The sequence below is a fragment of the Arthrobacter sp. StoSoilB5 genome, from assembly GCF_019977235.1.
Taxonomy (GTDB): Bacteria; Actinomycetota; Actinomycetes; order Actinomycetales; family Micrococcaceae; genus Arthrobacter.
Genome location: NZ_AP024646.1, coordinates 938,694 through 962,588, shown reverse-complemented (window position 1 = coordinate 962,588; position 23,895 = coordinate 938,694). Strand labels below are relative to the sequence as shown.

The following is a 23,895-nucleotide window of genomic DNA, read 5'->3' as shown; positions in this document are numbered from 1 at the left end:
CTGTCGTCTCACCGGAGTACATGCCACCATGATTGAAATTACCCGCCTCGAAGCCCCGACTTCCCTGGCCCGCACCGAACCGTCCACCCGCACCCCGCTGCGGGTCGGCGTCGTTCAGCACCGTTGGCACGCTGACGAAGCAGTCCTGCATGCCGAACTGAACGAGGGAATCGAACGCGCAGCCAAGCTGGGAGCCAGTGTTGTTTTCCTGCCTGAGCTGACGCTCTCCCGCTACCCGGCAGACACCCGTCCGGAGAACAACCCGGCCGCTGGTATCCGCCCCTCGGACATCACCGAGGACCTGCTGACTGGTCCCACCTTCACGTTCGCTGCCAAGGCTGCCAGGACGTACGGCGTCTCTGTCCACGCATCTCTCTACCAGCGTGCAGAAAACCCGGACGGCACCGATGATGGCTTGGGACTGAACACCGCCATCCTGGTCTCCCCCGCTGGCGAACTCGTCGCACGCACCCATAAACTCCACATCCCCGTCACAGCCGGGTACTACGAGGACAAGTTCTTCCGCAAAGGCCCGGCCGCCGAGGACGCCTATGCAGTACACGCTCCTGCCGAACTCGGGGGCGCACGCCTGGGCATGCCCACTTGCTGGGACGAATGGTTCCCCGAGCTCGCCCGTATGTACTCCCTGGGCGGAGCAGAGATCCTGGTCTACCCCACCGCGATTGGCTCGGAGCCGGACCACCCGGACTTCGACACCCAGCCGCTCTGGCAGCAGGTCATCGTGGGCAACGGCATCGCCAACGGCCTGTTCATGATTGCCCCCAACCGCTACGGCAGCGAGGGCACGCTGAACTTCTACGGTTCATCCTTCATCGCCGATCCCTACGGCCGCATCCTGGTCCAGGCACCGCGCGACGAATCAACCGTGCTGGTGGCAGACCTTGACCTGGACCAGCGCAAGGACTGGCTCACGCTCTTCCCGTTCCTGGCAACCCGCCGTCCGGAGACGTACGGCCGCCTCACCGAACCTGTAAACCCCAACGCCCCGCTCGGCTCCGCGGCCGAGGCCGCGCCATACCAGGCTGTGTCCGCATGAGCGCCTGGCGCATGCCATCCGAGACTGCCCCGCAGGATCGCGTCTGGATGGCCTTCCCCACTGGCGGCTACACCTTGGGTGACACCGAGGAAGAGGCGCACGCAGCACGGTCCACGTGGGCTGCGGTCGCCAATGCCATCCTCGAGTTTGAACCGGTCACCATGGTGGTTCACCCCGACGACGTCGATACCGCCGCGCGCTACCTGGACCCTCGCGTCGAGGTACTCACCGCAGAGCTCAACGACGCCTGGATGCGGGACATCGGGCCGTCGTTCGTGCTCGATGCCAACAAGCAGCTGGGTGGCGTGGACTGGATCTTCAACGGCTGGGGCGGCCAGGATTGGGCTGCTTGGGACAAGGACTCCCTCATCGCGGCAGAGGTCAGCGGTCGCGCCGATGCCCACCACATCCCGTCAGGCATCGTGAACGAGGGCGGCGGCATCCAGGTTGATGGCGAAGGCACCGTCCTGGTCACCGAGACCGTACAGCTTGACCAAGGCCGCAATCCGGGCCTTACCAAAGCCGACGTCGAAGGGGAACTTGCCCGCACGATCGGCGCCACGCATGTGGTGTGGCTGCCACGTGGCCTCACCCGCGACTCCGAGAAGTTCGGCACGCGCGGCCACGTCGATATTGTGGCTGCGATCCCGAGCCCCGGCACGCTGTTGGTCCACTCCCAGCAGAACCCGGAACACCCGGACTACACCGTCTCCCGGGAAATCATCGACTTCCTCCGCACCACCCATGACGCAGCAGGCCGGGACTGGAACATCATCGAAGTTCCCGCCCCGGAAGCCCTTACCGACGACGAAGGTTATGTGGACTACAGCTACATCAACCACCTCGTGGTCAACGGAGGGGTCATCGCGTGCAGTTTCAATGACCCCATGGACGAGAAAGCACTCCGCATCCTCGCCGACGCCTACCCCGGACGCCGCGTAGTCAGTGTTGACGCGCGCGAACTCTTTGCCCGGGGCGGCGGCATCCACTGCATTACGCAGCAGCAGCCTACGGCCATCTAGAAAGGGCCCTTCATGAGCCAGACAATCCGTAGCACGGCCGCAGGCACCAGCCCGGCCGGCACGTCGCACGACATTAGCGGCAAGGGACTGAAGACGGGGCAGTTGGGGCTCCTCGCCGTCGTCGTTCTTGGCATTTCAACCATCGCTCCGGCGTATACGCTTACCAGCGCGCTTGGTCCAACCGTCAACGAAGCCGGGCTGCAACTGCCCGTGATCTTCCTTATCGGGTTCATCCCGATGATCCTGGTGTCACTGGCGTACCGGGAGCTCAATGCAGATTCCCCGGACAGCGGCACCACCTTCACGTGGGTCACCAAAGCCTTCGGCCCCTGGGTGGGCTGGATGGGCGGCTGGGGCCTGCTCGCGGCCAACATCATCGTCCTGTCCAACCTGGCGGGCGTCGCCGTGGACTTCTTCTACCTGTTCCTGGCGCAGGTTACGGGCTCGCCCGAGCTCGCCGACCTCGCCTCGAACAAGGTACTCAATGTTGCCACCTGCTTCGTCTTTGTAGCATTGGCCGTTTGGGTGAGTTACCGTGGCCTGCACACCACCAAGATCGTGCAGTACGGCTTGGTCGGTTTCCAGCTGCTGGTGCTTGGCCTGTTTGTTGCCATGGCGTTCGCCAACTGGTCCACCTCCGAGACCGCCGTTCCGTTCAGCTGGGACTGGTTCGACGTCACCAAGATTGAAACCTTCGGCCAGATCGCAGCCGGCATCTCCCTCTCGATCTTCGTCTACTGGGGCTGGGACGTCTGCCTCACCGTGAACGAGGAAACCGCCAACGGAAAGAAGACCGCGGGACTCGCTGGCACCCTGACCGCCGTCATCGTGCTCGGCATTTACCTCCTCGTCACCATCGCCACCATGATGTTCGCAGGCGTCGGAGACACGGGAATCGGCCTGAACAACGAGGAAAACCACGCCAACGTCTTCACGGCCCTCGCGTCTCCGGTCATGGGTCCGTTCGCGATCCTGATGTCCCTGGCCGTGCTCTCCAGCTCGGCGGCTTCCCTGCAGTCGACGTTCACCTCGCCGTCGCGCAGCCTGCTGGCCATGGCGCATTACGGCGCCCTGCCTAACCGCTTCAGCCACATGAGCAAGAAGTTCTCGACGCCGGGCTTCGCCACCATTGCGGCGGGCGTCCTGTCCGCGGGCTTCTACGCAATCATGCACGTGATCAGCGAGAACGTCCTCAACGACACCATCCTGGCCCTGGGCCTGATGATCTGCTTCTACTACGGACTCACGGCGATCGCCTGTGTTTGGTACTTCCGGAACAGCGTGTTCTCCAGTGCCCGCAATTTCTTCCTGCGGCTCCTCTGCCCACTGCTGGGTGGCGTCGGGCTGTTCGTCGTCTTCCTGCAGACCGCAGTGGATAGCTGGGCCCCGGAGTTTGGAAGTGGCTCGGAAATCTTCGGAGTGGGGCTCGTGTTTGTGCTCGGCATCGGAATCCTTGCTTTGGGTGCCGTGTTCATGCTGATCATGTCCCGCGTCCGTCCCGGTTTCTTCCGCGGTGAGACCATCCGCAAGGACACCCCTGCCCTGGTGGTGCCCGAGTAGCTGAAGAGCTGCGACAACGCAGAAGAGCGGCCAGTTCGCCGGATAGTTCCGGCGAACTGGCCGCTCTTCGGCGTTCTGGGTGAGCACTACCAACGGTGGGCGACGTCCACCACAAGGCGGGAACCGCCGTCGGGCCCGTCCAATGTAAAGACACGGAACGGAAGCCGCGCACGGACACCCAGGCCGATGCTCGTATAACCCTCAAAGCTGCCGGCGTAGGCAACCTGACGGAACGTCTGATAGCCGGACACGTTGGACAACTCGGCCTTCGCAGCCGGAGCGTACGTCAGTTGGCCGTTCTGGTTGTACGACGGAGCCGTGACCGTCACCTGCAGGTCCGCGTCTCCGAGCAGCGGGATCTCGAAGCCAGATCCGTCCTGGATCACCACAGGAACATACTGCACTGAATAGCCTGCCACCTTGCCGGCCATATCGATCACCAGGCGGTCGTAACAGGTCTGTTGGCCCGTACGGACGTTGGTGACGTTGGCGGAGCTCATGTCGGCGTCCGCCTTTGCCAGCGAGCCCCACATGATTCCGCAATATGGTGAAGCCGAGGCCGGCCCCGGTGCCACCAGACCGAATCCGGCAGCCGCAAGGACTGCTGCCAAACCCGCTCCAAATTTCCTCATTTTTTGTGCCCCCTTCAGGCGAAGTTGATACTTCAACAGTAGGAGTGTGTTCGGTGGTTTGGATGGGTTGTGGCCTCTTCGGCGCACAACCGTTAAAACGACTCCGGGGTGGTCACAGGAAAGTCATCGAGGCGCATTCTTCTGCCCTCTTAGGGACCGTATTGAGGGTCTTCATGCCTTGGTTTGTAATCGAAGATAACGAAACCTGGGCGTTACAAAGGGCTGCGGGCACGCAAAAGCCCCATCCGACCATTCTCCGGCCTGACGGGGCTCGAACATTTGCGGTGCCTGGGATCAGCCCTCGCAGTCCTTGCAGTACTTAAGGCCGTTCTTTTCCAAGGCAACCTGGGACCGGTGCCGGACCAGGAAGCAGGAAGAACACGTGAATTCGTCAGACTGCTCGGGGACCACCACAACGGTCAGTTCTTCACCGGAAAGATCGGCGCCCGGGAGGTCGATACCTTCCGCAGTATCGTTTTCGTCGATGTCGATGACTGCAGTCTGGGCACCAGTGCCGCGGGACGCCTGAAGGGCCTCAAGCGAGTCAGCGGGAGACTCTTCTTCTGTCTTGCGGGGCGCGTCGTAATCAGTAGCCATTGGGTTCGCTTTCGTTGCTGCATAGTGCCATTTCAGGCACCTCAGTGAAGCAGTTTAGGGCATAGCATCCGCGTTGGACGAAAAGTGTGCCCAAAACAACATTCAGCAGCTTTCAAGCCAACCTTTATGGGTTACGGTGAACCATTTTGGAGTGGGATTGGATGGCCTGCGCACTGGCAACCGTGACCCCGCTAAGCGCCGGCAACCACGTCCAGTCCTGCGCATATCCTGCCTCCGGGTCAGCGCAGTCCAGAACGTACGCAGCCTCAATCCACGAGCCAATGTGGGCACCGATTCCGGCTAGGAAGGATCCGATCATGCGGCAACGGTATCCAGCGCCGGTTCGGGGACGGTTTCGCCAGCGTCACGGACTTGTTAAATCGTCGCGTGCTGTCTAAATCGTGGCCGGTCAGTTCTTGAGTGCCTGCTGCACGATGTACTCCGCAATGGCCATCGACGACGTCGCCCCCGGTGACGGTGCGTTCCGTACCAAAACCGTGTCCCGGCGTCGTGAAATCACAAAATCATCCACCAAGGAACCGTCAGCGTTCATGGCCTGGGCGCGGACGCCGCGTGTGCCGGGAAGAATAGTGGCCCCCTCCAACGACGGAACAAAGCGCGTCGCCTCCTTGATGAACTTCTTCGTACTGACAACGGTCTGGAATTCACGGACCGCCGATGGCACATTCTGACGGGCAAAATTCCAGAACCCAGGAAACAGCGCGTAACTGAGGATGTCGCGCACATCCACGGCCTTCCAGGAATAGGCCTCGCGGCCGAAGGAGATGAATGCATTGGGGCCCAGCATCATTTCGCCGTCGATTCTTTTGGTCAGGTGCACGCCAAGGAAGGGATGCTTGGGGTCCGGAACGGGATAAATCAAGCCTCTGACCTTTTCGCGGGTTTCCTTTCCGAGGAGGAAGTATTGCCCAAAGAAGGGAACGATGCGCGGCGTTGCGGGCTCGCCGGTGGCTTTCGCCAAACGGTCCGATTGAAGCCCGGCGCACGCCACCACGAGATCGTAGTGTTCGCTCCCATCCTTCGTGCGGACTATGACGCCACTCCCCTGCTGTTCCAGCGAGGTCACTTCCGATCCAAGCCGAATCTGCCCGCCTGCGTCACGGACGTCGTCGGCGAGCGCATTGGTAATGGCCGCGTAGTCCACGATCGCCGTTTCCGGCGAGTGCAAAGCAGAAAGCCCGACGGCGTTCGGCTCCACCTCGGGTATCTCGTCACCGCGCAGCATTCGCGCCCCGGGCACTCCATTGGCCGTGGCGCGCGCGAAGATGTTCTCCAGTCGCTTCGATTCTTCGGGGGTCTGGGCGATCACCAACTTGCCGCAGGCCTCGTACGGCAGGTCCTTGGTGGCGCAGAATTCCTGAAGCAGTTCCACTCCCCTGCGGCACAGCGTGGCTTTCAGTCCGCCGGGCTCATAGTAGAGCCCGGCATGGACCACACCGGAGTTGTGGCCGGTCTGGTGCTTGGCGAGCCGGTCTTCCTTTTCATAAACGGTGACCTGGACGCCGTCGAGTTTGTTGGATAGTTCCCGGGCCACAGCCACGCCGATGATCCCGCCGCCAATGACCGCGCAACGTTTGATGTTTTTCGGTTTGATATCGCCAGACGGTTCGATTTCAGCAGACATGGGCACTCCTCGTCGTTGGGGATTGGTCCGCATCACTCCCCAGCATTCCACGGAGTGCCCCGGGCACGTCAAAGGGGCGGCACTTGGCGTGCCGCCCCTTTGAGGTATTGGGTGAATTGCTAGACAGCGCTGGGCTGATCGAAGCGCTGGCCGGCCGGGTTGGACGGCAGGAGCATCAGGACCAGCAGGGCCAGGCCACCAAGGAACGGAACGAGACCGACCAGGGCGAGCCAACCGCTGAAGTTGCCATCGTGCAGACGGCGGACGATCAGCGCAATGGAAGGAATGACCGTTGCCAGGCCGAAGATGCCCAGGAGGATAAACCCTACGATTGCGCCAGGCCCGGGTACTGCAGTTCCATTTGCCGAGACCGTCGCGCCAGCTGCACCAAGGATGGTTGTGAGGAGCTGGAGGACAAAACCGATGACGGCAGCAACCAGTGCCCACCACCAGTATTCGCTGCGGCTCGCACGGCCGGTGAAGACCGTGTACTTCGTGAAGAAACGCTTTACAGCGGCGCCAATGGGTGCGCCATAGTAGGGAGCCCACAGCGGCGGTTCGCCGGTCTGTGCAGCATACGGTTGGGTGTGTTGCGGCTGTTGCTGGTAGCTCAAGGTGTTCCCCCGGGGTTTAGGTGTGAATGATGCAATAAGACCAAACTCAGTGAAGAGTCGTTGCTCATCGTAGTGCTCTCCGAGGAGTTTATGCAGATCGATGGACAAAATTAACCGGGATTTAGTCCGTTGACGGAATATGTCGACAGCTGACGGCCCGTATCTTCTTACGATTTCCTCAAATAGCCCGGCCGTCAGTCCTGGTGAGAACCATCCTGGCAAGATCGAACCTGTTGGCCGTACCCGTCTTCCTTAGCAGGTTGGAAATGTGCGAACTCACTGTTTTCTCGCTGATGAACAGCAACCCGGCGATTTCCTTGTAAGTTCTCCCCGCGACGACGTGATCCAGAATGGTGGCTTCGCGAGCTGTGAGTCCGTAGGGAATTCCGCTCGTGAGGATTGCCCGACTGGTGACCGGGGCCAGCGAAATCTTTGCTTGGACTGCGAGTTGTTCCAACGCCAATTGCACGGGAACGGCCTGCAAGTCCATGGCCAGCTGGAGTCCCCTGCGGAGGATCTGTGAGGCTTGGGCCCTCCCGCCGTGACCATGCATGAGAAGCGCTTCGGCCGCCCGCTGGCATGAGTAGGCATGTTCCCACGCCAAAGAAGCATCCCTGCACGCGTCCGCTGCGTGAAGCCATGCCACCGCGTTCGCTTTTTCTGCGCGAGCTCGGCCCAGTTCCGCCGCATAAAGTCGTCCGAAGGCCAGCACTTGGTGTTGATACAGCTCGGATTGCTCTCCGGGCTCGTTGAAAACACTCGGAAAGCGCTCCTCCAGTTGGTCTACTTCAGTCAAGATGCCAGCCATGGACCTGCCATCGTCTTTAGCTCTCTGGGCGAGATCTGCGAGTGCCCTGGCGGCAAGGGGCAGCAACCACTCACACATTGTTGGTGGCGGGCCGGGACGCAGCGCACCAGTCATCGCAGCCTCAAGCGAGGCCTCCGGACGGCCGGCCATGGCGTTGAGCTCCGAACGGATTGCTGCGAAATTGAGGTTGACGTAGGCGTCGCTGTGGCCGTTCACGTCTTCGGCGCATGCCAAATGGGCAAAGGCATCCTGCGTCCTCCCCTGCAATGCATCCAGCCTTGCCGCCGTTAGCCTTGCGCTCACATCTCCCATGGGTCCCGGGTCAAGGCTTATTGCTAATCGCAGCGCGGTCTGGGCCTCTTGCCAGGAACCGATGGCCAGGAAGCTGGCGGCTTCATCGGCTGCGATCTTGGATGCGTACGCATGGGGAGCCCCATGGCGGGCCAGCTCCTCCCGGGCGTGGCGGAGGACCACCGCGTATTGTTCGCTGATCCAGCTTTCCTGGGAGTTCGCAAGCCAGGCCACCGCGTGGAGGTACCCCCAGTAGTCCTGGGCTTGGAGCGCTTCCGCCGCCGCAGCCGCGGCCAGGTTGAAGGCTTCAACTTGGTGTTTGGCAAAGACCTCCACCATTGCGGCCACCGTGAGGGCGTAGGACATAGCTACTGGGTTGCCTGTCAGCCGGGCCACGGCCAGTGCCTTCGCTGCCTCCATGGCTCCGCCATCGCGATCCAGCCATAAGGCGGCGTGCGCGTGCTCAGCCAAGGCCAGGGCATGCTGCCAGCTTTCAGGATCGGCCGAAGAAAGCTGCACAGCCTTTTCCATGTCCGCCACGTCGAAGAATGCCAATCCGGTTGACATGCGGAGGTGCATCCGTCTGACCAGCAAAACTGCCGTCTCCAGTGGCTCTACCGATGCGTCAGTGAGCGAAAGAAGAGACTCCACGGCCTGAAGTTCCGCTGCATGGTTTCCAGCGCGGAACGCTGCGCCCCGGACCTGGGCCCACAGTTCACGGGGACCTTCCGCCGCTGCGGACACCCTGTCTCGAAGGAAGACTGCTCGCTGTAGCATTCTGAGTGCGTCTTCCCCACTTCCGTCATGCACACTTCTGCTGGCTGCCAGCAACGCCCAACGATATGCAGGCTCCCAGCGTTCGGCGTGATAGTGATGTTCTGCCAGCAAAGCGACCGTCCGGGAGCTGCGCACGGAATTCTGCAACAACGAATCCTCATAGGCATCCGCAAAGGCGGAGTGCCAACGGAGCCTCTCCCAGCGGTCCATGCCCTTTTCGAGCATCTCGGCAATCAAAGGGTGGTGGAACCAATAGGTGCCGTCAGGCAACAAGTCCAGGATGCCCGCAGCCGCCGCCTCGTGAATCATGGGCATCATTACGTCCCCGGCGATGGACCCCTGGGTAACAGTGCGTAGCTCATTGGCGTCCACAGCTCGTCCGGCAACAGCCAGTACCCGGGTCAACTGTTGGGCTGCTTCGGGCAGACCTCTCCATGATCTGAGCACAGCAGCCTTCAAATCAGGTGGAAGACCCGGCCCTGGACCGTGCGTACGGGAGCCGAGGCCTTCGACCAGGAGGCTCGTGAAATAGGGATTCCCGGCAGAGCGCTCGAAGACCTCTGTGACCAGCGGCTGCGATGGTGGCGCACCCAGCAACGCAGCCATCTGTGTAGCCGTCGCCGGCCTGTCCAAGGGCCGCAGTGTCATGAGTTTCACCCTTGGGAGCCGGCGGATGTCCGTCATCCACCGCTCAAGAGGGCGGCTTTCAATGGCATCGTTGGACCGGACAGTGGCAATGATGCCCAGAGAACGTTCGGCAGGCCCCGCAATGAGAAACATCAGGATGTCCAGTGTGCCTGGGTCGGTCCATTGGAGATCGTCGATTACCAGAAGCACCGGCTGCTTGCTGCTCAACGCGGTGAGCCACTCGTCGACGAAGATCGGACTGTCCACGCGGGTTTCAGCCGTTCCGTGAGTGGTGAAGGGTGCTGGCATCTCAGGGTGGGTCACGCCGTGGAACGCCGCAAGCAGGGCCTGATAGGGCACCACCACGGAGCTCAAGGGCAGGGCGGCGCCGCTGAGAACGAGCACGTTCTCGCCAGCCATGGCACAGGCCCGTCCAACCAAGGCTGTCTTGCCTACACCGGCGTCGCCGGACAGAATGAGCGTCCTCGATGCTCCCGCTCGGACAGCATCCACCATCCCCTTGAGTTCCGCCAGTTCGTCGACCCGGCCCACGAGTCCGGGGACTTTGGAGTCGGCCTGTATCGCCATCGTTCCAGCTTCGCACCCCGCATGACCGGCGGATAGATCTAAGGGTCATTTGGGTCGCTATTAAGGAGGTCTTCCGGATGCCGTGGGATCCTGCGCGACGCAGAGTGAAGTTGTCACACACAAGAACCGTCAAAAGGAACCCAGCCATGCACACACCCACAAGCCCTGTACGGCGTACCGGCGTCGCACTCTTCCTCATCCTCGTCGCACTGCTGCCCGGCGCCCCGGCAACGGCCGACGTCCCCGAAGGGGACACCACCAGCCATATCAACTGCCTGCTCGAGCGAATCGGCACTCAATTGGTGCGCTGTGACGACCTCACTGGCGCAGGAGTAGATGCACCCTACTGGATTCCGGAGCAAAAATGACAGCCAAAGCACCAAGCGCCAGGCAACCGTGAAGACCTCGATTTCCGCCAAGCCCGGACAGGACGTGAAAGAGCGTCAGGCCAAACACCGCGGGATGTGAGAGAACGAACCAGGAAACGGGCTACGAAAAACGTAACGAGGGTCAGGACGCGAACTGCTTGCGGAGCTCCACTTTGCGGATCTTCCCGCTGGCCGTTCGCGGCATCTCGTCAACGAACACCACGGATTTGGGGATCTTGTAGCGCGCAAGCCGCCCTTCCAGATGCGAGCGCAGCTGCTCTTCGCTGAGCGAGGCACCCTCCCGCAAGGTGACGATGGCACGCGGCACCTCACCCCATTTGGGGTCCTCGATGCCGATCACGGCAACGCTACCCACGGCGTCGAGCTCGGCAATCGCGGCTTCCACTTCCGCCGGGTAGATGTTCTCGCCACCTGAAATGATCATGTCCTTGATGCGGTCCGAAACGAACAGGAATCCGTCGTCGTCTTGGAAGCCCATGTCGCCGGACCGGAACCAGTCGGCGTCGGCGTAGCTTTCCGCCGTGGCGTCAGGGCGGTTCCAGTATTGCTTGATCACGTTGGGCCCGGAGATCTGGATCTCACCAACCTGCCCGGCAGGCGTGGGCCCGCCGAGGGGATCGGCGATGCGGACGTCTGTGAAAAACTGTGGCAAGCCTGCAGATCCAGCCTTGTCCTTGGACCTTGAGACAGGAAGCATGGTGGCTCCGGGCGCCGTCTCAGTCATGCCGTAACAACTCGTGAAGCCAATGCCGCGCTCCTCGTAGGCATCCAGGACACGCCGCGGAACCGCCGAACCACCACACGTGAGCTTGTCCAGGGAACTGAGGTCCGCCGTCGACCATTCAGGATGGTCGCACAGCATCTGGAACGTGGTGGGGACTCCGTTGAGGGTGGTGACCTGGTGCTGGCCGATGAGTTCCAGCACCCTGCCAGCCTCGAACTTGGTTTCCAGCACCACCGTGGCGCCCTTGAGCAGCATGGGCAGCAAACCCATGTCCAGGGAGGCCACGTGGAACAGCGGCGAGATCATCAGGGCGACGTCGTTCCGGTTCAGGTCCATGTCCACAACGGTGTTGATGCAGTTCCAGGTGATGTTTCCGTGCGTCAGCAGAGCGCCCTTGGGCTTGCCGGTGGTGCCTGAGGTGTAGAGGATCATGGCGCCGTCGTCCAGGCTGACAGCCTGATCCAGCGGCGTCGAGACTGCCGCTTGAAGCACCTCGTCATAGCGTTCGACGCCGGATGGCAGCTTAGCTGCGGAACCTTCCGTGGCGCCGTCGGTCGCCACCACCAGGCGATGGGTCACCGGGGTTTCTTCCACGGAACAGGCCGCCAGGGTCTCAAGGGCCTCGGCGTTGATCAGGAGCCGTGACCCGGAGTCCTGCAGCTGGAACTGCAATTCGGGGGCGGCGAGCCGCGTGTTCAGCGGGACGAAGATCGCGCCGAGCAGCCCGCAGGCGAAGAAGGTCTCCACGAAGGAAGGATGATTCTCGCCCAAATAGGCAACCCTGTCCCCCTTGACTACTCCCCTGTCCTTGAGGGCGTTTGCCAGCCGGTCTGTCCGCTCGGCGAGTTCGCCGTAGCTCAGCGTGCGTGCCCCGGATATGAGGGCCGTCTTGGGTCCCGACTTGGTGCGGCGACGGTGCAGCCAGGAACCAACTCCGTTGTTGTCCATGTTTGCGGTACTCCTAACTGACCGAAGTGAGGTCGTTATTCTTAGACTCCCGCGTCAGCAGGATGAACACAATCGAGACGAGTGCCATGACGGAAAGGAACACCACCACGGGGACGATGCTCTGGCCGGAATCCTTGTACAGGCCCGCGATGATGCCGGGGGTGAAGCCGGCACCTATCAGCGTGGCCAACTGGTATCCGACGGCGGCGCCGGTGTAGCGGTTCGTGGTCCCAAACTGCTCCGACACAAACGCTGCCAGTGGTCCGTACAGGGACGAGTGCAGGACGAGCGCCACAGTGAAGGCCAGGAAGATCAGGCCGACATTCCCGGAACCAAGCATCCCGAACATGGGGAACAGGTATGCGATGAACAACGCGAGGCCCGCAACCATGACGGGCCGGCGTCCGAATCGGTCGGATAGCCTGCCGCCAAGAAGAACGAACACGATGGAGATGGCGGAGGCTCCCGCGAATGCATAGAGCACGCCCTGTTGCGGTGCACCCTTGGAGACTGCGTAGGTCACGGAGAACGTTGGCAGCACAACTTGAAGGCCGAAGCCTGCGGCACCTGCGAACATGATCATGATCAGTGCCTTGGGGTGGCGCAGCACTTCAATCAGCGGGATCTTGCGCTTGGTGGTTTGGGCACCTTCCTTGGCTACTGCCTCGGCGAAGATCGGGCTTTCCGAGACCCGCAGGCGAACGAACATGCCCACAATCAGGAGCACGAAGGACAGCAGGAACGGCACACGCCAACCCCAGGCCAGGAACGCGTCCTGGGGAAGGGCAGAGAAGATGCCCATGACCATGGTGCCCAGAACTGCGCCCGTTGGGGCACCGGCGTTCACGAACGACGCCGCAAACCCGCGCCTCTTGGGATCCGAATGCTCCAAAGCCATGAGGGCGGCCCCACCCCATTCACCGCCGACGGCGATGCCCTGGCATACACGCAGGACCACCAGAATCACGGCACCCCAAGGTCCGATGACGTTGGCGCCAGGAATCAGTCCAATCAACGTGGAGGCGATGCCCATCATCGCCATGGAGACGATCAGCATGCCCTTACGGCCGATGCGGTCACCGAAGTGCCCGAAGATGATGCCGCCCAAAGGCCGGGCAACATAGCCCGCCGCGAAGGTGGCATACGCTGCGACCACGCCGACCCACTCGTCAGTACCGGCGAAGAACACCTTGGGGAAGGCAACCGCGGCGGCCGTTGCGTACAGCAGGAAGTCGTAGAACTCGATGGTGCTGCCCAGATAGCTGGACATGATGACCGTGCGCGCCTCTTTGCGCTTAGCGGCCGTGCTCGACTGTGCGAGCGCAGTGTGTCCTGACATGGCTGTTCCTTGGGAGAAGAGGGAAAAGGGGTGGGATCTTTACTTGTAGAAACGCTTCTTACTTGTAGAAACGGGCGAGGAATTCGGCCACGACGGCGGGGCGTTCCTGGCCTTCGATCTCGATGGTGGCGTTGACCTTGATCTGGGCTCCGCCCTTGACCTCGGTGACCTCGGCGATGCTGCCCTGCATGCGCACCTTGGAGCCCACCTTGACCGGGGAGGTGAAGCGGACCTTGTCCAGGCCGTAGTTCACTTTGGTGGTAACGCCGTCGACGTCGAACAGCTCGCCCCAGAACGGAATGATCAGGGAAAGCGTCAGGAAACCGTGGGCGATGGGAGCACCGAACGGGCCGTCCTTGGCGCGCTCAGGATCAACGTGGATCCACTGCTGATCGTCCGTGGCGTCCGCGAACAGGTTGATCTGTTGCTGGGTGATTTCGCGGTAGTCGGTGGTGCCGAGGTCCTTGCCGGTCATGGTGAGCAGGGTGTCGAAATCGACGACGAGATTGGGCATCGTTGCCTCCTGTTGAATGTTGGTTGAAAAAAGTGTTGCTTAGCGGGTGAAAGCGCCCTCGCCCGTGAGGGCGCGGCCTATGATGAGGGCGTTGATTTCGTGGGTGCCTTCGTAGGAATAGACGGCTTCGGCGTCGGCGTGGAACCGGGCGACGTCGGAAGCGAGCGTGATGCCGTTGCCGCCGACCACTTCGCGGGCGAGAGCGACGGTCTCGCGCATGAACAAACTGGTCTGCATCTTGGCCAATGCTGAATCCTGATCCCGGTAAATCCCACGAGCCTGTTGCTCCGTAAGCCGGACCACGAGCGAGAGCGAAGCCGTGATGTTTCCGAGCATGCGGGCCAACTTCTCCTGCACCAACTGGAACGAGCCCAGTGTGCGCCCGAACTGTTGGCGTTCGTTGACGTAGGTCAACGCTGCTTCGAACGCTCCGGCTTGGATGCCGGTGGCGATCCATGCAACATCCGAACGCATCGCCCGGAGCATGGCAGCCACATCTTTGAACGAGTTCACGTTGTGTAGGCGCATGGCCTCTGGAACCCGGACGTTTTCCAGGGTGATGTGGGCGTTCTGCATCATCCTCAGCGAGGTCTTGCCATGGATCTTCTCCAGCGTGACGCCGGGGGCCGAGCGGTCAACGAGGAACGCTTTGACCTGCCCGTCGGCGACGTCCCGGGCGAAGACAGCCAGCACGTCAGCTGTGGACGCGCCACCGATCCAACGCTTGGCGCCGTCCAAAACCCAGCTGCCGCCGTCCGGGCCTGCTCCGCCGTCGACGTCCGCTTCGAAACGCGCGGTGGTGGAGAGCCCGCCGGCGATGTCCGAACCGTGCTCCGGCTCCGTCAGCGAGAAGACGCCCTTGAGCGAAAAGTCAATGACTTTGGGCATCCACTCGCGCTGCTGCTCTTCGGAGGCGCCAACACGGATGGCTGTGCGGAACAGGCCGGCTTGGGCCGTGTACCAGGTGGCCAGGGAAGCATCCGTGCGGGCAAGTTCGAAGGTCCGGAAGCCTTGGTAAATTCCCCGGGCGGGCGCCTCGAACGGTTCCATGAGGTTGAGATCGATCAAGGGCTGCGCCAACTGCTCCGGGAACTCGCCCCGCTCCCAATAATCGGCCAGCAACGGTTGGGCATCCTGCGAAAGGAAGTCCCGGAGCCGGGCCAAGACGTGGCGCTCATCATCCGTGAGGAGGGATTCGGCGTCGTACCAGTCCGCGGCGGAGTAGAGGCGCTGTTCCACGACAGTAGTACTCATCTCAACCGCCCAAACCGAGCAGCCGGACGGCGTTCTCCTTGAGGATCTTCGGCCGGACCTCGTCCTTCACGGGCAGGTCCGCGAAAGCACCCAGCCATTTCTGCGGGGTGATGAGCGGGAAGTCCGTGCCGAACAGCACCTTGTCCTGCAGCACGCTGTTGGACAAACGAACCAGCGACTCCGGGAAGTACTTCGGCGACCACCCGGACAGATCGATGAACACGTTGGACTTGTGCGTCGCGATCGAGTTGGCCTCGTCCTGCCAGGGCACCGATGGGTGGGCCATGATGATCTGCAAGCCCGGGAAATCCGCCGCGACAGCGTCCAGCAGCAGCGGGTTTGAGTACGCCAGCTTGATCCCGTACCCGCCGGGAAGCCCGGCGCCCATGCCGTTCTGGCCCGTGTGGAAAATACACGGCAACCCCAACTCCTGCAGCGTTTCCCAGAGCGGGTAGAACTGCTCGTTGGACGGGTCAAAACCCTGCAGTGAGGGGTGGAATTTGAAACCGCGGGCGCCGAGTTCAATAGCCTGATGCTTGGCCCCGGCGATTGCGTCCTCCCCCGTGCGGGGGTCCACGCTGCCGAACGGGATCAGCACGTCGTTGTTCCGGGCGGCTCCCTCGATCAGTTCGGGGATGCTGTTGGGTTCGTGCTTGAGCTGCGTTCGTGCGTCGACAGTAAAGACGACGGCGGCCATGTTCAGTTCGCGGTACACCTCGGCGATCCTGTCCAGTGACGGCGTACGGTCCTCGGCCTTGAAGTACTTGGCGGAGGCCTCAGTGAGGGCGTCCGGAAGGGAGCCATGGCCGCAGCTGTCCACTTCGAGGTGGACGTGCATGTCGATCGCATCGAGCTTGGCGGCGTCGATGCCGAGTTCGTAACGGGTGGCCATGATCAGCGGGCCTGGGAAGATACAGCCGCCGGTTCAGGCTGCAGTCCCTCGGGCAACGGCAGGAATTGCTCGCCATAGCTCTGCAACGCGTCCGCACCGAAGAGCGAGCCGGCGTTTTCGCGCAGGGCCTCGTAGCTCCAGCCGCCGTCGCGGTATTCGGTGGTTGCCGCCGTCGGGTGCGTCCAGACCTGAAGCCGGTCACCGCCGGCGCCGATCGCCTGGCCGGTGATGCCCGCAGCCTCATCAGAGGCGAGGAAGGCAATCAGTCCAGCGACGTCGTCGGCCGTGCCGAAACCGAGGTCATGACGGAAGAAGGACGGCATGGCCTCGCCGCGTTCCTCAGCTTCCACGGCCTTCTGGAAGTAGGGGACGGTCTTGGTCATGGCAGTGGCAGCCACCGGGATCACGGTGTTGACGGTGACGCCAGACTTCTTCATTTCCAGCGCCCATGTGCGGACCATGCCCACGATCCCGGCCTTGGCAGCGGCGTAGTTGGTCTGGCCAAAGGTGCCGCGCTGGCCCGTCGGAGAACCGATGGTGATGATGCGGCCCGGGATGTTGTTTTCCTTGAAGTACGCGAACGCCTCACGGACGCAGGTGAAAGTCCCCTTCAGGTGGACGTTGATCACCAGGTCGAAATCCTCGTCGGTCATCTTCAGCAGGCTCTTATCACGCAGGATCCCGGCGTTGGTGACCAGAATGTCCAAGCCGCCGAATGCCTCAACGGCACCTGCCACGAGCGCTTTGGCGGCGTCGGTGGTTCCCACCGGAACCACAACAGCGGTGGCCCGGCCGCCGTCGGCCTCAATCTTTGCGACGGCCTGCGCCGCGGTCTCGGCATTGACGTCATTAACAACGACGGCGGCACCCTGGCGGGCGAGTTCCCTCGCGTACGCGAGGCCAAGACCCTGTCCGCTCCCAGTAACAATTGCAACCTTGCCGTTCAAGCTCATGGCGTGCTCCTTCGCATGCAGTCACCAGCCGGAGCCGGTGGGGCCGATCCCACTGCGTCGTGAGATCCTTGTCATGATCAATGAGAATACGGATCATTGAAAAAGTCAACGATTGTTTTTGTTTACTATTGGAGTTGTCATGGGCCCGCAAAGCACCGAAGTTGAGACCCCGCGCCTCGCGGCCGCCAAAATCGGCAACGACGTCGGCTTGTTGCTGGCCAAGCTGCACGCCACTGGCTCGGTCCTGAACAACAAGGCATTGGCGGACTATGGGTTGCGCGAGAGGTCGTTCTCAGTGTTGACGCTGGCTTGCAGCGGCCTGGAACCCACCCAGCGCGAACTCGCCGACTTCCTCAGCCTCGACCCCAGCCAAGTAGTCAGCCTGGTGGACGACCTTGAGCACCGCGGCCTGGTGGAACGCGCACAGGGCAAGCAGGACAGGCGCGCCAAGATCATCGTCTCCACAGCTGAAGGCCGGCGTATCCACACGAAGGCACGCTCGGCCCTGGACGCGTGCGAGCAAGTACAGCTGTCTTCGCTGAGCGACACTGAGGCGACGCAACTCAAGGCGCTGCTCAGGAAGGCTCTCTGGGGCTAGGCACAAAAAAGTGGGTCGCAGTTGTTGTCGTTCTGAGCTCTCAAAACGACAACAACTGCGACCTACTTGGGGTAAGCGCTATGAAACGTGCTGCACCGCGAACTCGTGGCGGCCCGAGTTGACCTCCACAGGTTCCTGCCCCGGCAACTCGACACGCGCCGTCGTCCCGGTGGGAATTTCGACGACGGCGGTGAAGCCGCCGTCGTCCATCCGCCACTGCACCGATGCGGTGCCGTAGGGCGTCTCGTGCCGCGCCGACGCCCAACTGAGGCCGCCGCCAGGCTGCGGACGCACCAGGATCTTCCGGTAGCCCGGCTCGAGCGGAGCCAAACCGGCAACAACGCGGTGCATCCAGTCAGCCACAGCTCCGAGGGCGTAGTGGTTGAACGACGTCATCTCGCCGGGGTTGATGGAACCGTCCGGGAGCATGGAATCCCAGCGTTCCCAGATGGTGGTTCCGCCCTTGCCCACGGCGTAGAGCCATGACGGGCACTCCTTCTCAAGGAGGAGGTCGTAAGCGGTATCCACCTCGCCCGCAATAGTCAGGGCATCCGACACCACGGGTGTGCCGGCAAAGCCGGTGCCGATGCGGTTCCCGTTCGCCCGCACAAGCTCAGCCAATCGTGAACCGGCCCGCGCTTTGGAAGCAGCATCGGGGAAGAGATCAAAGACAATGGCAAGCGCGTACGCAGTCTGCGCGTCACTGGTCATGGTCCCGTCAGCGTGGATGTACTCGCGGGCGAACGCCTCAGTGACTGCCCGGGACAGCGTGAGGTAGTGCAGTTCGTCGTCGGACTTGCCCAGCACGGCAGCCGACTTGGCGAGGTGGCGCGCGGACCAAGCGAAATAGGCCGTGGCCACGAGGTGAGGATCGGTCATTGCCTGTGTGGGATCCTCAGGCGGGGCTGTGGGGTCCAGCCAGTCGCCCAGTTGGAAGCTGCCGTTCCAAAGGCGGCTCTCACCGGCAAGGCGGTCCAGCAGGTCCACCCAACCCTTGGCGCTTTCGTACTGGCTGGCCAGGATGCTTGGGTCGTTGAAGCGCTCGTGGAGGGTCCACGGCGTCAGCACGGCAACATCTCCCCACACCGCACCGGGGCGAATCGGTGTCCAGTAATTTCCGCCGGGAATGACGGGAACGTACCAGGGGACCGTGCCATCGGGAAGCTGTTCTGCGGCTACATCCTTGAGCCAGGATGACAGCATTCCGGAGCAGTCGTAGAGAAAGCTCGCTGTGGGGGCGAAGACCTGGATGTCCCCCGTCCAGCCGAGGCGCTCGTCGCGCTGGGGACAGTCCGTGGGGATGTCCACGAAGTTGCCCTTCATGCTCCACAGGACGTTGTCATGGAGGCGGTTCAGGTCCGGGTTGGAGGACTCGAACCAGCCGGTGCGTTCCATGTCTGTGTGGTACACCCGTGCTACAACGTTCTGGGCGATGTCCCCGCCGGTCCAACCGGTGATCTCTGCGTAGCGGAAGCCGTGGATGGTGAACCTCGGCTCCCACGTTTCCTCGCCCGTCCCGGCCAAGGTGTACTGGTCCGTGGCGTCCGCACCCCGAAGCGGACGGGTATACAGCTCGCCGTCCTGCAAGACCTCCGCGTGGCGGAGCGTAACGGTGGACCCAGCCTCGCCACGCACCGCGATCCGGAGGCGACCCACCAGGTTCTGCCCGAAGTCGATCAAGGTCTTGCCCAGCGGGGACGTCCAGACGCTCACTGGCCGTACCTCATCGGTGCAGCGGACTGGCGGGCCTTCCGGCGCCACCAGCGTGCTGGTTTCGCGTTCGACGCCGGTCACGGGCCCCCAGCCTTGGTCATCAAAGCCGGGGCTGCTCCAGCCGTTTGGCAGCTCGCGGGCATCGTACTTCTCGCCCTTGTACAAGCTGGACAACAGGATCGGTCCGAAGCCGGCCTTCCAGCTCCCGTCCGTTCCGACGACGGTGACTGAACCGTCGTCGTGCGTGACGTGAAGCTGCGCCAGCAGCGCAATCTTGTCCCCATAAAGGTTCGCGTGACCGCCCTTGAAACCTATGCGGCCCCTGTACCAACCGTCCGCGAGCAGCGCGCCCATGGCGTTGTCGCCGTCGGACAGGTGCCCCGTGACGTCGTAGGTGTAGTAGCGCAGGCGCTTGCCGTACACCGTCCACCCCGGCGATAGAGTGTCGTCGCCCACCCGCTCGCCGTTGATCTCCATCTCATAGAGACCGTGCGCGGTGACGTACAGCCTCGCGGAAGCGACCGGACGGTCAAGAGTGAAACCGCGCCGCAGCAGCGGAGGCCGCCTGTCCGAATCCGGATCTTCGTCCCAGGCTGGGGTGATGGCGGTCGCCGTCCAGTCGACAGGCTCCAAAAGACCGGTTTCGACGCCGGATGGCTGGCTCCATTCGCTCGGCGCCTCATCCCCCGCGCCCCAAACCCGGACACTCACCTCTGCGCGTTGGGCGGAGGTGAGAGGAGCCGCCTCCCACGGAACCAATACGGAGTCCGTGGAATCGATGCGTTCGCTGGTCCATTGTCCATCAGCGGTGGTCACGGACAACTGGTACGCCTCTTGCGTCCAGGCAGGTTCGGCAGTTGTCTTCCACGAGATGCGCGGCGTCGCGACGCCGATTCCGAAGGCGTAGGGCAGGTGTTCGAAAGTTGCCGGATGCACAGTGGCAGGCATAGGGAAAGTCTCCTTTGGCTGTTAGGCCGGGTGTGGTGGGTCAGCTTTATGGGGCGCACTCAGTGCTTGGCCGTGCTCAGCCTTTGACGGCACCCGCCGTCATGCCAGCCACAATCTGCCGATTGAAGAACAGGTACATGACGAACGGCGGCACTGTGATGAGCAGGATGTTCATGAAGAGCAGGTTGTAGTTGGTGGTGAACTGGCTCTGGAAGTTGAACAGCGTCAATTGCACCGTTGCGTTCGCGTCGCCCGGCAGGAAATACAGCGGGTTCTGGAAATCGTTGAAGATGTGGACCGACTGGACCACGATCACTGTGACGATCACCGAGCGAAGCAGCGGGAAGATGACCCTGAAGAACAACCGGACCGGTCCGCAGCCATCAATCACGGCGGCCTCATCCAATTCCTTGGGTATGGAGGCGATGAACGCCCGGAACAGCATCACGCAGAAGGACAGCCCGAATGCCACTTCAATGAGGATCAGGCCCGGAAGCGTCTTGAACAGCCCCATGCTTTGCAACACCCAGATAGTGGGCACGATGGCTGGAGGGATGATCAGTCCGGAGAGGATCAGGAAGTTGGCCACGCCGTTCCAGCGGGACTTGCGGCGCTGAAGCACCCAGGCCACCATGGCGGCGAGGACCACCAGGATGGTCACGCTCACCACTGTGAGGATGGTGCTGTTGATGAAGGCGGTGACCAGCATGAACTTCCGGGCGGACAGGACCTGCGTGAAGTTCTCCACGAACTGGAAGCTGGTGGGCCAGGCGAAATCAAGTTTTGCCGCTTCCCTTCGGTCTTTGACGGCCGTGAGGACCATGAAAAGCAAGGGAATGATGAAGACGACGACGCTGACGGCGATGGCCAGGACGCCGATGCCATAGCGCTTGAGGGTGGCGGTCACTGTTCAACCTCCTTGCGGTTCAAGAACATGGACAGGGGCAGGATGATGGCCGTGACAATCAGGAAGAGGACCACGTTCCCAGCGGTGGACAGGCCGTAGAAGCCTGCTTGGTACTGCTTGTAGATAACCGAGGCGATGACGTCCGACGTGAACCCCGGACCGCCTTTGGTCATGGCCCAGATCAGGTCGAAGGAACGAAGGCCGCCGATGAGGGACAGGATGATGACCGTGGCAGTTGCCGGCCGGGCCAGCGGCAGGGTGATATTGAAGAAGCTCTTGAACGAACTGGCGCCGTCCATCTTGGCGGCTTCGAAGTACTCCTGCGGGATGGACACAATGCCGGCGATGTAAATCACGGTAGCCAGGCCCACGCCTTTCCAGACGTCCACCAGAGCGACGGACAGCAGAGCCCACGCAGGGTCCGTAAGCCATCCCGGACCTTCGATGCCGATGGCAGCCAGGCCCTCATTGATCATGCCCTTGGACGGATCCATCAGCGTGGTAAAGACAATGCCGACGCCGATGCTGCTCAGCAACACAGGGAAGAACATCACGGAGCGAAGGTAGCCGCGGGCGATGATCTGGGAAGTCAGCAGGACTGCCAGGAGCATGCCCAGGACTACTTTCAGCGTGGACGTCACCACGCCGTAGATGAACGTGTTGGTGAGGCCCTTGAGGAGGGCCGGTTCCTGGAAGAACTGAATGAAGTTGTCCAGGCCGATCCACGTGAATTCCGTCAGGTTCCAGCGAGTGAAGCTGAAGAAGAACGAAGCGAACGTGGGGACCAGGAACAGGGCGGTGTAAACCACCGCTGCGGGGAGGTAGAACCAGTACGGGTAGGGCGACTTCCCTTTGCGGCGCTTGGACTGCGCGGCCCGCGGTACCGGCCGCACCGCCGTCGTGGTTGGTGCTGTGTTCAGTGTCATGAGAATCTCTCCAAGGGCCGTCCGGGCCGGGAAGGCCCGAACGGCTTGTAGGTTTCGGAGGTCAGTTCCAGCCGGGCAGGTTCAGCTGCTTGGCCTGCTTTTTGACGTCCTCGTCGTAGAGGGCGGCGCCGTCCTTGGCGGAGCGGATACCCGAGCCAACTTCGACCGTGATCTGCTCAAGGGCAGGACCCTTGACAGGGGAAAGGAATTCCAGGGCGGGGCTGTTCTTGGCCTGGTCTTCGAAGAACGGGAGCATGTCCTTCACTGCGTTCGGAACGTCCGAGGGCAACTCACAGTCCTTCACGAGGTACGGGCCGGCTGCCCCCACCGCTGCGGTCTGGGCGTCGCATCCTGCCTTGCTGGCGATGAACGCCTGGAGCTTCTTGGCTTCTTCCAGGTTCTTGGTGGACTTGGGAATGTACGTGCCACCAGGCATCCACACGGTCAGCTTGTTCTTGGACGCGTCATCGCCCGGAAGCGGGAACAGCCCGAGGTCGTTCAGCTTCTCCGGATACGTCACCTTGATGTTGGCCAACGCGAAGCTCAGGATGGGGTACTGCGCTCCCTCGCCGTTGACCAGCTTTTCCTGCGCTTGCTGGTACGTGGTGGAGGCGAAGTCGTCGTTGAACAGTCCGGCCTTGCCTGCCTCTTCAAGGTGTTCGAAGCCCTTGATCGCGGCAGGATTCGTGGCGTACTTGGCCTTGTTGGCGGTGTAGTCCGCGGGGAAGTTGGGTTCCGCAGTGACAACGTTGGCGAAGTCGCCCAGGACGAAGAGCTGGGAAGTCCAAGTGGTCTGGTAGGACTGGATGATCGGCGCGATTCCGGCGGCCTTGATCTTCCGGCTGTTCTCCATGAATTGGTCCCAGGTCTTGGGAACGGACAGGCCCAGCTTCTCGTAGACCTTCTTATTGTAGAGAACGGCGCCAGCCATGCCAGTGCTGAACGGAACGCCATAAACGTCGCTACCGGATGTCACCACAGGTTTGAAGGATTCCGTGACGTTGGAGAGGTAAGACTCATTGGTGATGGGCTGCAGGTTCTGCCCAGGGTTGATCTGCTGCAGAAGCGAGCCCGTGTTGTAGTTGAAGACGTCGGCCATGTCTCCTGTGGACAGCCGGGTCTTGACGATGTTGTCGCCGTCACCGCCCTGCGGACGGGTTTCAATCTCCACCTTGATGCCGGGGTTTGCGGCCGTGAATTCTTCCGCGACCTTCTCCGCCGCCGACACGGTGTTCTCAGCGTTGTCCACCAGCCAGGTGATGGTTTTCTCGCTTCCGCCACCGCTGCTGCCCGCACTGCAACCGGTCAGAGCCAGCGCCAAGACTGTCACTCCCCCAGCCAGAGCGGCCCAGCGCTGCTTGCTCATTGCGGCCATCTTTACCTCCTCGTAAAGCCACAAGCCCCTTAGCTTGTGGAACGTTTCAAAGCGGACCTGCACATCTCGCATCCGGCCCTGTGTGTATTTGTGTAGATCGGTCTACGTTTGTCTACTGTAAGTCATGTCACAGCCCTTGCCAAGAGTTTTTCGTAGATCAATCTACAATTACGGAAGAAGGCAATGGAGGGAAGCCA

General features: G+C 62.0%; 20 protein-coding genes. 5 read left to right on the top strand and 15 right to left on the bottom strand.

Translation table 11 applies throughout. The annotated features are described in order from the left end of the window. The first annotated feature begins 28 nt into the window (after window positions 1–28). Genes LDN75_RS04555 through LDN75_RS04545 form a run of 3 tightly spaced genes read left to right on the top strand, consistent with a single transcriptional unit; the run spans window position 29 to window position 3,639 of the window. Entirely contained in the window at window positions 29–1,057 is a 1,029-nt protein-coding gene (locus LDN75_RS04555) for a nitrilase-related carbon-nitrogen hydrolase (protein WP_223935982.1), read from the top strand. Then, window positions 1,054–2,079, top strand: coding sequence for an agmatine deiminase family protein (locus LDN75_RS04550; protein WP_223935981.1), 1,026 nt, complete (start codon window positions 1,054–1,056; stop codon window positions 2,077–2,079). Before LDN75_RS04555 ends, LDN75_RS04550 begins: the two co-directional genes overlap by 4 nt. Before the next feature lie 12 nt (window positions 2,080–2,091). Further along, window positions 2,092–3,639, top strand: a complete 1,548-nt coding sequence (locus LDN75_RS04545; protein WP_223935980.1) for an APC family permease — start codon at window positions 2,092–2,094, stop codon at window positions 3,637–3,639. Between the two features lie 86 nt (window positions 3,640–3,725). On the opposite strand, the gene LDN75_RS04540 is transcribed toward LDN75_RS04545, so the two are convergent. The 5 genes from LDN75_RS04540 to LDN75_RS24225 all read right to left on the bottom strand — a co-directional run bounded on the left by LDN75_RS04540 (window position 3,726) and on the right by LDN75_RS24225 (window position 10,218). Continuing rightward, a complete protein-coding gene (locus LDN75_RS04540) occupies window positions 3,726–4,271 on the bottom strand; it encodes a hypothetical protein (protein WP_223935979.1) in 546 nt (181 codons plus the stop codon). A 294-nt stretch (window positions 4,272–4,565) separates the two neighbouring features. Beyond that, window positions 4,566–4,868 (bottom strand): DUF4193 domain-containing protein, encoded by a 303-nt coding sequence (locus LDN75_RS04535; RefSeq protein ID WP_223935978.1) that lies wholly within the window; start codon window positions 4,866–4,868, stop codon window positions 4,566–4,568. Between the two features lie 409 nt (window positions 4,869–5,277). Further along, a complete protein-coding gene (gene lhgO, locus LDN75_RS04530; protein ID WP_223935977.1) occupies window positions 5,278–6,513 on the bottom strand; it encodes an L-2-hydroxyglutarate oxidase in 1,236 nt (411 codons plus the stop codon). 119 nt (window positions 6,514–6,632) lie between these two features. After that, window positions 6,633–7,127 carry a DUF805 domain-containing protein gene (locus tag LDN75_RS04525; protein ID WP_223935976.1) on the bottom strand — a complete coding sequence of 165 codons (495 nt, stop codon included), beginning with the start codon at window positions 7,125–7,127 and terminating at the stop codon, window positions 6,633–6,635. 178 nt (window positions 7,128–7,305) lie between these two features. After that, window positions 7,306–10,218 carry an AAA family ATPase gene (locus tag LDN75_RS24225; protein ID WP_275959802.1) on the bottom strand — a complete coding sequence of 971 codons (2,913 nt, stop codon included), beginning with the start codon at window positions 10,216–10,218 and terminating at the stop codon, window positions 7,306–7,308. Between the two features lie 146 nt (window positions 10,219–10,364). On the opposite strand from LDN75_RS24225, the gene LDN75_RS04510 reads away from it, so the two are divergent. Continuing rightward, window positions 10,365–10,586, top strand: coding sequence for a hypothetical protein (locus tag LDN75_RS04510; RefSeq protein ID WP_223935975.1), 222 nt, complete (start codon window positions 10,365–10,367; stop codon window positions 10,584–10,586). Between the two features lie 142 nt (window positions 10,587–10,728). Here the strand turns inward: LDN75_RS04510 and menE are convergent, their stop codons facing one another. The 6 genes from menE to LDN75_RS04480 are packed head-to-tail and all read right to left on the bottom strand — an operon-like array spanning window position 10,729 to window position 17,231. After that, window positions 10,729–12,279 (bottom strand): o-succinylbenzoate--CoA ligase, encoded by a 1,551-nt coding sequence (gene menE, locus LDN75_RS04505; RefSeq protein ID WP_223935974.1) that lies wholly within the window; start codon window positions 12,277–12,279, stop codon window positions 10,729–10,731. 13 nt (window positions 12,280–12,292) lie between these two features. After that, window positions 12,293–13,618, bottom strand: a complete 1,326-nt coding sequence (locus tag LDN75_RS04500) for an MFS transporter (RefSeq protein ID WP_223935973.1) — start codon at window positions 13,616–13,618, stop codon at window positions 12,293–12,295. Between the two features lie 58 nt (window positions 13,619–13,676). Further along, the gene (locus tag LDN75_RS04495; protein WP_223935972.1) at window positions 13,677–14,132 is read right to left on the bottom strand and encodes a MaoC family dehydratase; all 456 of its coding nucleotides are present in this window, start codon (window positions 14,130–14,132) and stop codon (window positions 13,677–13,679) included. A 39-nt stretch (window positions 14,133–14,171) separates the two neighbouring features. Next, a complete protein-coding gene (locus LDN75_RS04490) occupies window positions 14,172–15,386 on the bottom strand; it encodes an acyl-CoA dehydrogenase family protein (protein ID WP_223935971.1) in 1,215 nt (404 codons plus the stop codon). Window position 15,387: 1 nt separating this feature from the next. Then, complete coding sequence (locus LDN75_RS04485; protein ID WP_223935970.1) at window positions 15,388–16,278, bottom strand: amidohydrolase family protein; 891 nt, start codon at window positions 16,276–16,278, stop codon at window positions 15,388–15,390. Window positions 16,279–16,280: 2 nt separating this feature from the next. Continuing rightward, window positions 16,281–17,231: an SDR family NAD(P)-dependent oxidoreductase gene (locus LDN75_RS04480; protein WP_223935969.1), complete on the bottom strand. Its 951-nt coding sequence runs from the start codon at window positions 17,229–17,231 to the stop codon at window positions 16,281–16,283. A gap of 139 nt (window positions 17,232–17,370) precedes the next feature. Between LDN75_RS04480 and LDN75_RS04475 the strand changes: the two genes are divergently transcribed. Next, window positions 17,371–17,829, top strand: coding sequence for a MarR family winged helix-turn-helix transcriptional regulator (locus tag LDN75_RS04475; RefSeq protein WP_223935968.1), 459 nt, complete (start codon window positions 17,371–17,373; stop codon window positions 17,827–17,829). Between the two features lie 78 nt (window positions 17,830–17,907). Here LDN75_RS04475 and LDN75_RS04470 read toward each other — a convergent pair whose 3' ends face one another. From LDN75_RS04470 to LDN75_RS04455, 4 genes are all read right to left on the bottom strand, one after another. Beyond that, window positions 17,908–20,490: a glycoside hydrolase family 78 protein gene (locus tag LDN75_RS04470; protein ID WP_223935967.1), complete on the bottom strand. Its 2,583-nt coding sequence runs from the start codon at window positions 20,488–20,490 to the stop codon at window positions 17,908–17,910. A 76-nt stretch (window positions 20,491–20,566) separates the two neighbouring features. Then, window positions 20,567–21,397, bottom strand: coding sequence for a carbohydrate ABC transporter permease (locus LDN75_RS04465; RefSeq protein WP_223935966.1), 831 nt, complete (start codon window positions 21,395–21,397; stop codon window positions 20,567–20,569). Then, window positions 21,394–22,323, bottom strand: coding sequence for a sugar ABC transporter permease (locus tag LDN75_RS04460; RefSeq protein WP_223935965.1), 930 nt, complete (start codon window positions 22,321–22,323; stop codon window positions 21,394–21,396). Before LDN75_RS04460 ends, LDN75_RS04465 begins: the two co-directional genes overlap by 4 nt. A 61-nt stretch (window positions 22,324–22,384) precedes the next feature. Further along, a complete protein-coding gene (locus LDN75_RS04455) occupies window positions 22,385–23,689 on the bottom strand; it encodes an extracellular solute-binding protein (RefSeq protein ID WP_223935964.1) in 1,305 nt (434 codons plus the stop codon). Window positions 23,690–23,895: the final 206 nt, after the last annotated feature.